This is a genomic window from Streptomyces sp. NPDC004752, from assembly GCF_053601275.1.
In genome coordinates, this window is the sequence record NZ_JBSGBN010000229.1 from 1 (window position 1) to 8196 (window position 8196).

At 68.3% G+C, this 8196-nt stretch carries 7 protein-coding genes and 3 pseudogenes; 5 read left to right on the plus strand and 5 right to left on the minus strand.

Features of this window, described 5'->3' with window-relative positions; translation table 11 throughout:
* Nucleotides 1-212: N-acetyltransferase family protein (locus tag ACWEKM_RS44995; RefSeq protein ID WP_451627102.1), on the plus strand; the 212-nt coding region annotated here is incomplete at its 5' end.
* A gap of 435 nt (nucleotides 213-647) precedes the next feature.
* Here the strand turns inward: ACWEKM_RS44995 and ACWEKM_RS45000 are convergent.
* Together ACWEKM_RS45000 and ACWEKM_RS45005 are read right to left on the minus strand one after the other, a co-directional pair.
* Complete coding sequence (locus ACWEKM_RS45000) at nucleotides 648-998, minus strand: Ku protein (RefSeq protein ID WP_451627103.1); 351 nt, start codon at nucleotides 996-998, stop codon at nucleotides 648-650.
* Nucleotides 999-1009: 11 nt separating this feature from the next.
* Nucleotides 1010-1391 (minus strand): annotated as a pseudogene (locus tag ACWEKM_RS45005) (transposase); the annotation flags it as partial.
* Nucleotides 1392-2183: 792 nt separating this feature from the next.
* On the opposite strand from ACWEKM_RS45005, the pseudogene ACWEKM_RS45010 reads away from it, so the two are divergent.
* Nucleotides 2184-2622: pseudogene (locus ACWEKM_RS45010) on the plus strand (transposase); the annotation flags it as partial.
* A gap of 84 nt (nucleotides 2623-2706) precedes the next feature.
* Here the strand turns inward: ACWEKM_RS45010 and ACWEKM_RS45015 are convergent.
* The gene (locus tag ACWEKM_RS45015; RefSeq protein ID WP_451627104.1) at nucleotides 2707-3603 is read right to left on the minus strand and encodes an aminoglycoside phosphotransferase family protein; all 897 of its coding nucleotides are present in this window, start codon (nucleotides 3601-3603) and stop codon (nucleotides 2707-2709) included.
* Between the two features lie 146 nt (nucleotides 3604-3749).
* On the opposite strand from ACWEKM_RS45015, the pseudogene ACWEKM_RS45020 reads away from it, so the two are divergent.
* Nucleotides 3750-3912, plus strand: a pseudogene (locus tag ACWEKM_RS45020) (site-specific integrase); the annotation flags it as partial.
* Between the two features lie 101 nt (nucleotides 3913-4013).
* Here ACWEKM_RS45020 and ACWEKM_RS45025 read toward each other — a convergent pair.
* Nucleotides 4014-4670, minus strand: coding sequence for a response regulator (locus ACWEKM_RS45025; RefSeq protein ID WP_451627105.1), 657 nt, complete (start codon nucleotides 4668-4670; stop codon nucleotides 4014-4016).
* Complete coding sequence (locus ACWEKM_RS45030) at nucleotides 4667-5920, minus strand: sensor histidine kinase (protein ID WP_451627106.1); 1254 nt, start codon at nucleotides 5918-5920, stop codon at nucleotides 4667-4669. The genes ACWEKM_RS45025 and ACWEKM_RS45030 overlap by 4 nt, the downstream gene beginning before the upstream one ends.
* 133 nt (nucleotides 5921-6053) lie before the next feature.
* Here ACWEKM_RS45030 and ACWEKM_RS45035 point away from each other — a divergent pair, with 133 nt between their 5' ends.
* Nucleotides 6054-6962, plus strand: coding sequence for an ABC transporter ATP-binding protein (locus ACWEKM_RS45035; RefSeq protein WP_451627107.1), 909 nt, complete (start codon nucleotides 6054-6056; stop codon nucleotides 6960-6962).
* On the plus strand, nucleotides 6959-7804 hold the full coding sequence (locus ACWEKM_RS45040) for an ABC transporter permease subunit (RefSeq protein WP_451627108.1): 846 nt from the start codon (nucleotides 6959-6961) through the stop codon (nucleotides 7802-7804). Before ACWEKM_RS45035 ends, ACWEKM_RS45040 begins: the two co-directional genes overlap by 4 nt.
* Nucleotides 7805-8196 lie beyond the last annotated feature (392 nt).

An 8196-nucleotide genomic window follows, 5' to 3' on the forward strand; every position in this document is an offset into this window, starting at 1 on the left:
TCGGACGTCGCCTGTACGCGGCGTTCGCCGAGGCAGCGGAACGTCATGGTGCACGGCAGCTGAAGGCGATCACGTCAATCGAGAACACCGGATCGGTCGCCTTCCATCGCAGCCTCGGCTTCGACACGAAGATCGTCGACGACTACAACGGCCCCGGCCAGGCTATGGCCGTCTTCCACCGAGATCTGCCGCTCAATGCCTCACGGCCCTGACCAACCAGCCGTCACAGATAATCGCTCCCCAGGCCGTAACTGGGCTTGTGCGCCGGGTGGATGACCTTGCTGTGCAGGGTCATGGCACTGCTAAACCGCCCCACCGCAGGCGCATGCATCCGCCATCGACGGTGCGGCAGGTGACCCAGCCCGTCAGGACACTGATCGGGGGTTGGGGCCCCTGGCCATCCGGCATCCATGGAAGTGCCCCGCCTGCCGCTGGTCATGACCTGATTGCGACCGGCGTAAGAGGGCCGCGCAGAGCCCGTCCGAGGCCTGAAGCACAATGCCCGGCGCGGACGTCTACGAAGGAACGTTCGCGCCGGGCACAGTTGCTGGCTCCGGGTTACTGGTTTCCGTGGCCACTGCTGCGAGCATCATCCCCGGCTTGGGGGAGGCCCTGTGATCACTGGCGAACGCCCACGTCTCCACCGGCTACCTGACAGAGCCGTTGGCCAGCAGCTTGTACGGCTTGGCTGCGACCGGGCCGTCCGCCGCGAGGTAGTAGCCGTCGCTGATCCGGATCGGGTCGATGCTCTCCAGCGGCACGAAGGCGTCGATCTCGATGGCCCGTGCGGTCGGCAGGGGCAGTTGCCGTAGTTCCTCGTCGGAGAGGGGGATGACCTGGGTCTTGAACAGATCGTAGCCCTTGCCGATCTGCGTGTTCGGTACCTCGCGGTCTCCCAACTCGCAGAACTTGCGGTACCGGATGCGGCCGCCGCAGCCCTCGCGGTGGACATGGTGGAACCCGACGGAATGGTCGTCGGTGGCGGACAGGACCTTCACGGGAATCGGTCACCGCGTCCGTAGACATGGCAGAACAGCCGCTCGTCGCTGGTCGGTGCATCGGGCCGCAGCCAGTGCGACACATCCACAGCGAGCACGATCCGCCCGTCGGCCCCCTTCGGCAGCGGCAGGCCGGCCAGGGCGCGGCGCAGCCGCACCGGCTCCAGCCAGCCCCGGTCCAGGGCGGCGTACAGCGCGCTGTGCCCGCGCCGGTGCTCGGCCGCAAGCGACAGCTCGACCAGGGTCTTCACTGGCCCGTCCGCGCACAGCCACCGCATCGGTGAGCTCGAAGAGCGCATCGGCGCGGGCGTAGAGACACTCGTAGAACTCGACCCGAAAGCGGGACAACAGGCCCAACGCCTCGCTTCCGGGCACATCGACAGGCAGACTCATGTGCAACGGCCGTTCCTTGCGTGCTTCGTTACTCGACATCTCGAAGCGTGGGGAACGGCCGTCTCGTATGCCCCCAAATCCCAGCAATCTCAGCAGGTCGAGTGACCAGCGACGATAAACGTCAAGCTGAGCGAAGTGCAGAGAAGTCGCGTTCACTGGGGCTCAGGTTCTGCCAAGACCGGCCGACCGCCATCAGAGCCTGTCCCCACCCGATCCCCGGAGCGGGGCCCGGACGTCCGGGCGTGGGCTGCTGCCCCTGGGCGAGCAGCACGGCCAGGATCTCCGCATCGCGCTTCGGCGGGTACCCGGCGCGGGATGGCGAGGGCTCCTGGCTACTGTGCACCGGGGGACCTGACCGGCGTGAGCCGGTGCGACTTGAGCTGCCCCGAGTTTCATAGAGTCCGATCTCGATCCTTCGCGACGTGCGCAATGGTGCGGCCGGTCGCGCGGACCTCACGGATCGCGCGCTCACGGAGCTCATCAGGGTATTTACGGGGCGCTGCCATGGTGCTGGCGGTTCTCCTTCGCCAGGACCGTAACCCTGGCATCAAGGACTCCACAAATCTTGAGTCCGGAGGCGCGCTGGAGGCTGTTGAGGACGGTGGCGAGGTCGCCGTGCCCCGCGGCGGGCGGCGGGCACGCGCGCACGGCCGGTGCGGCCGGTGCGGCCGGGGTTGCGGGGCCGGCGCGGTCGGCGAGGTCGCCGCTGTCCAGGCCGGCGGTGGGTGCGGCCGGGGAACGGTCGGGGGCGCCGCCGGGACGGGCGGAGCCGGTGCGGGGGCGGTCCGCTGGGCCAAGGCGGTGGAGGAGGCGTTCCCTCAGCACCCGGACGCTGAGATCATCCTCAGTTTCCCCGGCCTTGGCGTCCAGCTCGGCGCCCGGGTGCTGGCCGAGATCGGCGACGACCGCTGACGCCCGCGGCCTCAAGGCATACGCCGGCTCCTCTCCCATCACCAGGGCCTACGGCAAGAAGTCGAGCATGACTCGGCGGTGGGTGAACAACGACCGGCTCAACCAAGCCGACTACCTCTGAGCCTTCTCCGTCATTACCGCCTCACCCGGCGCTAAAGCCCACTGCCAAAGGCGCCGCGACGACCACGGGGACTGGCACGCTGCCGCTCAGAGAAACCTTTTCAACCACATGCTCGGCCAGCTCTATCACTGCCTCCAGCACCGCAAGCTGTTCGACGAACAAACCGCCTTCCCCGCCGAACTCGCTGTCGCCGCTTGACGAGTTAGAACCCTTTATTTGTCCGCGCACACAGGAGAAGGTCACGCCGGGCTCAGACTCCGATGGCCTTGCGCAGGGAGGACGTCACGGCGTCGATTCCAGGATGCGGTCGAGCGTCTGCTTCCCCGTCCTGCTCATCGTCGGGTTGCTCTCAACGTAATACCACACGAGCCCCATCGCCTGTGCGAAAGCCCATGCCTTCCCACGCTCCCACTCCAGGTCGTCGCAGCCCAGGGCCTGTCGGAGCACGTCACGCGGTCCCTCTTGCAGCAGGTGCCACGCGGCGACCAGATCCAGTGCGGGGTCGGCTGGGCCGAAGCTTCCGCTGTCCAGTACGCCACTGAGCCGGTCGCCGGAGACAAGCACATTGCCCGGAATCAGGTCGCCGTGGCTCATCACGTCATCGCTTTTGCGCGGTAGCTCCCGAAAGCGGCCCCACATCCGGCGCACCCGCGGCACATCCAGCAGTCCCTCGCTCTCCGTGAAGGACTTCTCCATGAACGCATCATGGTCGCTGAGAACCCCGCCACGCCCCTGGCCGTTGAAGCGCCGCCCTCGCGTATCGGCTTTCCGGAGGGCCTTGATGAAGTCCGCGAGGTCCTGGGCGAAGGCGTGCGAGCCGCTCGGGTCGGCTTCCCACGCGACGGTTCCCGGCAGCCACGTCTGCACCGACCACGGCATGGGATAGCCCGCGCCAGGCTCTCCCAGGGCCACGGGCTGCGGGGCGGGGAACGGAGACACTTGCGCCAGCTCCGCGCTCGCTTCGGCCTCCCGTTGGAGGATTGCCCGCTGCTCGGCGGCGTCGACGAGGCGCAGGGGGAGACGTGCCGACAGGTCATTGCCGATGCGGAAGATCGCGTTGACTGTCCCGGAGGACTTCAAGAAGTGGATCGCCTTGCCGCTCCACTGCGGGAACTGCTCCTGGATCAATGTGACGACGGTCTCCGTCGTCACTTCCACCTGATCGTCATGCATGCCCATGTTGTCCTTTGCTCTCTTCGCTAGCTGTGGTCTGGTCGCGGTATCTCGCGCCTGCGCGAGTCGGTCGTCATGGCCGGTTGCCACATGCGCGTCGGTGAACCCCCGAAGTGCGGCAGCCCAGTGCCGGGTCCAGAATGCGCGATTCGGCGGCTCTCACGCACCTCGGCGAGCAAGGTGCGTCACTGCTCATGCTGATGGCCAAGTCGCGTCACAAGAAGCCGGAGAACCTCCGCCGTTACTTCAAGCCCTCACCGGCGGCCATCGCCGAGCTGACCAGCCTTCTGGCCCCCCGGTGACAGTCGGCGGTGAGCCAGAACCTTGATCAACCTGTGCACTGACGGCAGGCGGGATCGGACTCGGGTGGATCGCGCACCGTCCGCCGGTGCTCGCTGTGCGGGGAGTCCGTCCGCTCACTGGGATGTTGCCACCAGGCCCGTCTCATAGGCCAGGATCACTAGCTGCACCCGGTCACGGGCATTGAGCTTGGCAAGCAGGCGGGTCAGGTAGGTCTTGGCGGTGGCGATGCTGATGGAGAGCTCGCTTGCGATCTCCGTATTTGACAGGCCCCTGCCGACGAGGGCCAGCACCTCGCGTTCCCGGGCGGTGATGCCGTCGAGCTCCGACCGCCGCGGCGGTGACGCTGCGGGTCGGGTGGTGAACTCTTTGATCAGCCGGCGTGTGACGGCTGGTGCGATCAGAGCGTCCCCTGCGGCAACGATCCGGATTGCGGCGAGGATGTCGTCCAGGGCCATGTCCTTGACGAGGAATCCGGACGCGCCAGCGTGCAGCGCCCCGTAGACGTAGACGTCGTCGAAGGTCGTGAGGACGACGACGCGTGTGGAGGCGGTGCCCGTCGTGATCAGCCGGGTGGCCTCGATGCCGTCCATGCCGGGCATCCGGAGGTCCATCACGACGACGTCGGGGGCGAGTTCCTCCGTCAGTCGTACCGCTTCCGCGCCGTCTTGTGCCTCGCCCACCACCTCGATGTCCGCGGTGTCGGTGATGACCATCTGCAGGGCGGCCCGGACCAGGGGCTGGTCGTCGGTGAGCATGACACGGATGGTCATCTGGCTCCCGCCTTCGCTTCTGCCTCGGTCCCTTCCGGTACCGGGAGTCTGGCCGCTACCAGGAAGCCGCCCCCGGGACGGGGCCCGGCCGTGAAGTCGCCGTGCAGCAGGGCGGCCCGCTCGCGCATGCCGATCAGGCCGTATCCGGTGTCCGTGCTGGTGCCGCCGCCTTTCCCTCGGTCCGAGACCTCGACGGCGAGTTCGTCCGCGCGGTAGTCGAGGCGCACCTGGCAGGAATCGGCACCCGAGTGCCGTACGGCGTTGGTCACCGACTCCTGGACGATCCGGAACGCCGCGAGGTCGATGTCGGCTGGCAGAGGGCGGCGCCTGCCCTGCCACCGCACATCCACGCGGACTCCGGCGGCCGTGGTCGTAGCGGCGAGCTGTTCCACGTTCGCCAGGCCGGCGGCCGGTCGCGGGGGCGCCGGCGCGTGCGTGCGGCCTTGGCGTTCCTCATCCTGGTCGGCCTGGCGCAGCGCGCCGAGCATCCTTCGCAGCCCGGACAGCGTCTCGCGTCCGGCCATCTCCACGGTGAGCATCGCCTCGCGGGCTTTGGCCGGCTGGGTTTCGATGACCCGGGCCGCGGCGCCGGCCTGCAAGGCGATGATGCCGATGCTGTGGGCGACGGTGTCGTGCATCTCGCGGGCGATGCGCAGCCGTTCGGCGGTGACGGCCTCGGCGGCGGCCCGGGCGTGCAACTCTGCGGTGTGGGCACGGGCCTGATGGGACGAATTACCGATGAGCCAGGCGATGACCACGGTCAGGGCTACGAACGGCTCCTGCGCGATGCTGGAATCGTCGCCCGTGATCAACCGCAGGACGAGGTAGCCGGCGAGTGTGCCGAGTGCTGCGGCGGCCGCGGTGAGCGAGCTCCGCCGAGGCCGGGTGGCTGCGATGTAGCAGAGGGCGATATCCACGGCCAGGAACTGCGTGGGCGGAATCTCATCCTGACGCCAGGCCACCGTCGAGATGACCGTACCGACGATCACCATGCCGTACGCCGCGGAGGTCCTGCGGCGCAGCACCGCGCTGCCGGCCAGGATCAGCACGAAGGCGACGGCGAGCAGTGCCTGGGCTCCGAGCGAGTCGAGCCCGTCCTGGGGGTAGTTGAGCGAGTACGTCGGCACTTGCGGCATCACTACGTACTCGACGATGGGTTCCACTGCTGCCGCGTACCACGCCAGTGCCGTCCACAGGCCCGGCGGTATGCGTTTGAGTAGCGGCAACGGCAGCGGCGGTGAGGCGGACATGCATTGATCGTAAGCACCTGCATCTGACGGCACATCCGACCGTGGCCGTACAACCAGGGTTGACACCCGTCCTCTCCGATTGTCATCGGTGGTCCGATTACGGGCGGGGTCGCCCACCGGCACCGTTGTCCCCGTGATCGAAGTCAACGAGCTCACGAAGCGATACGGCGGCACGACGGCCGTCAAAGATCTGACCTTCACCGTGCGGCCCGGCCAGGTGACCGGGTTTCTCGGTCCGAACGGCGCCGGCAAGAGCACCACGCTGCGGATGATCCTCGGCTTGCATGAGCCCACCAGCGGCACGGTCACCGTGGAGGGCCGTTCCTTTCGCGACCGCCCCCGTGGCCTGCGTCATGTCGGCTCCCTTCTCGACGCGCACGATGTGCACGGCGGGCGCAGCGCGGTGGCGCAGCTGTCCTCCCTGGCCTGCAGCAACCGCATCCCGCAGCGTCGGGTGGAGGAGGTGCTGCGGGAGGTCGGCCTCGCCGAGGTCGCCCGGCGCCGCATCGGCGGATTCTCGCTCGGCATGAAGCAGCGGCTCGGCATCGCTTCCGCCCTGCTCGGTGACCCACCGGTACTGCTCTTTGACGAGCCGCTCAACGGCCTCGACCCGGAAGGCGTGAGGTGGGTGCGTGACCTGTTCAGGCGTCTCGCCGCCGAGGGCCGCACGGTGTTTGTCTCCAGCCATCTCATGTCCGAGATGGAGCACACCGCCGACCAGCTGATCGTCATCGGCCGCGGTGAGCTGATCGCGGCGGAAAGCCTCACGGAGTTCTCCGCTCGCGGCACTGGGCAGAGCGTCACGGTGGGTACGCCCGCCGCTGCCGTCCTGAGAGATCTGCTGACGGCCGAGGGTGCGGCCGTGGACACGGCGGGCGACCTGCTTGCTGTGACCGGGGTGACCGCGGTCCGGATCGGTGAGATCGCCATGGAGCACCGTATTCCGCTGCATCACCTCAGCACCCGGTCCGCCTCATTGGAAGAGGCGTTCATGGAGCTCACTGCCGACAGCGTGCAATACCTCGCAGGAGACCCTCAGTGACCACGACGTACGCTCCCGTTGGCGGACTTGGCGCCGACGAACCCCGTGCCCGCTTTTACGACCTGGTGGCCGCCGAGTGGATCAAGATTCGGTCGCTGCGCTCGACCTGGATCGCGTACGGGGCCACCGCCCTGGCCGTCATCGCGTTCAACGCGGGGACCGCCTACGACACCTACAACTACTGGCCAGAGCGGAGCGCGGCGGACCGGGCCGACTACGTCCGGGCCGGAATTCCGCTGCAGGAGGCGTTCACGGCGAACTCCGCCATGGTCATGATGCTCGCCCTCGGTGCCATCGGCGCCCTCGCGATCATCGGCGAGTACAGCACGGGCACCATTCGTACGACGTTCGCGGCCGTTCCGGACCGCCGTTCGGTGATGGCCGCCAAAACAGTGGTCATCACCGCGGTCACCAGCGTCTTCGGCTCGATCGTCGCGGGGGCCTCGTTCGGCCTGACGCAGGCGATCCTCGACGGCCGGGACGCAGGCATATCGATGAGCTACCCGGGCGCCCTGCGTGTCGTAGTGGCGTCCGCCCTCCTTGCGCCCGTGTGCGCGGTTGTGGGCATGGCCATCGGCTCCGTCATCAGGCACACCTCGGCCACCATGATCGCCGCGGTGGCGGTCATCCTCCTGTTGCCCTTCGTCTTCACCGAAGGCCGCCACTGGTCGGCGGTCGCCGGGCACGCCACGCTCTACCAGGCGTGGTTGCGGCTCGTGGAGGTCGGCTCCCGCCAGACCGACTTCCCGTGGACGACCGGCGGAGCCTGGACCGTCTACGCGGTGTGGGCGCTCACCGCAGCTGTGCTCGCCGTCACCAGCGCACAACGGCGCGACCAGTGAGAGGGCCGGCCGGTCAACTGCCCGGGTACGGGCTGCTGCACCAGCCCCATGTCCCCTCCGACGTCGTCCCGTACGAAGACTGCACCGGCGACGGCCTGTTGCTGGACGGTCTGCTGCTGTGGGACGGCGGCCGGGCAGACCCGGTGGACGACAACGCCGCACGTACGCCGCCGGCGCGGGCGACGCTTCCGCCTCCTACTGCCTCTACCTGCAGCACCTCGCCCAGGGCGACCTCCCGCCGCCGCCCTGTGGCGCGCCCAGTCCGGCGCCATCACACCACCCGACGGCACCTACTGCGATGAGGACGCCCCGGCCTATTGCGTGACGGCCGCCGATGCCAGCCTTGCCACCGTCCTGCGCGTCCTGAGCCGTCTCACCCGCACCACACCGCG

What these genes read in the sequence shown, in the direction of transcription:
- ACWEKM_RS45015 (WP_451627104.1), bottom strand. Translation starts at nt 3,603, where the DNA reads ATGGGCATGCATGACGATCAGGTGGAAGTGACGACGGAGACCGTCGTC.
- ACWEKM_RS45025 (WP_451627105.1), bottom strand. Translation starts at nt 4,670, where the DNA reads ATGACCATCCGTGTCATGCTCACCGACGACCAGCCCCTGGTCCGGGCC.
- ACWEKM_RS45030 (WP_451627106.1), bottom strand. Translation starts at nt 5,920, where the DNA reads ATGTCCGCCTCACCGCCGCTGCCGTTGCCGCTACTCAAACGCATACCG.